We start from the raw sequence: 780 nt of genomic DNA on the forward strand, positions 1-780 counted from the left end.
AACAAAAGTAAAAAGAAAGAATTGGCAACAAAAGTAAAAAGAAAGAATTGGCATTACTAAAAAGTGCAGATGCTTATATTTTCCCTTCGAAAATTATGCCAGAAAAATTTCATATAAATAGTAAAAAATTTGTGGTTATACATGGTACTTATTCTGTCGAATCTATGAGAAATGTGAAAAAGGATGATCATTATATACATGTAGTTTATGCAGGAACATTGGATCCAAGAAAAGGAAGCTTAGAAGCGGTTGCGGCAGCAGAATATCTTCCTGAAAATTATTGGATACATATTTGTGGGAATGGCTCAGAAGTTGTGCTAGAGAATCTTAAAAATGCGATTCAAAAAGTTAATAAATTAGGAAAAGCAAAGGTATCTTTTGAAGGGGTGCTAGTAGGAGAAGAATATATAGATTTTTTACAATCATGTGATATAGGATTATGTACACAAGATCCGACTGCATCATTTACAGACACATCATTTCCGAGCAAAATATTATCATATTTGTCTAATGGCTTAAGAGTACTTGCTATTGATATACCAGCGATTAGGAATTCAGATGTTGTGGATATATTATTTTTCTATCAGGAACAAAACGCAAAGGAAATAGCAAATGGAATTTTAAGTATTGATATGAAATCAAGGTATGATGGAAGAGAATATATTAATGAGTTGTATTATCAGTCAAAAAGGAAATTAGAAAATTTTAATAATAGAATCGTAAGTGTTGTATTATCAGTCAAAAAGGAAATTAGAAAATTTTAATAATAGAATCGTAAGT

The 780-nt window shown here is 29.7% G+C and carries 1 protein-coding gene; it reads left to right on the forward strand.

The window, feature by feature from the left end:
- Positions 1 to 47: 47 nt before the first annotated feature.
- A complete protein-coding gene (locus DWX73_RS13375) occupies positions 48 to 764 on the forward strand; it encodes a glycosyltransferase (protein WP_147334799.1) in 717 nt (238 codons plus the stop codon).
- Positions 765 to 780 lie beyond the last annotated feature (16 nt).

Source organism: Coprococcus sp. AF21-14LB (assembly GCF_003458885.1).
In the GTDB taxonomy this organism is placed as follows: Bacteria; Bacillota; Clostridia; order Lachnospirales; family Lachnospiraceae; genus UBA9414.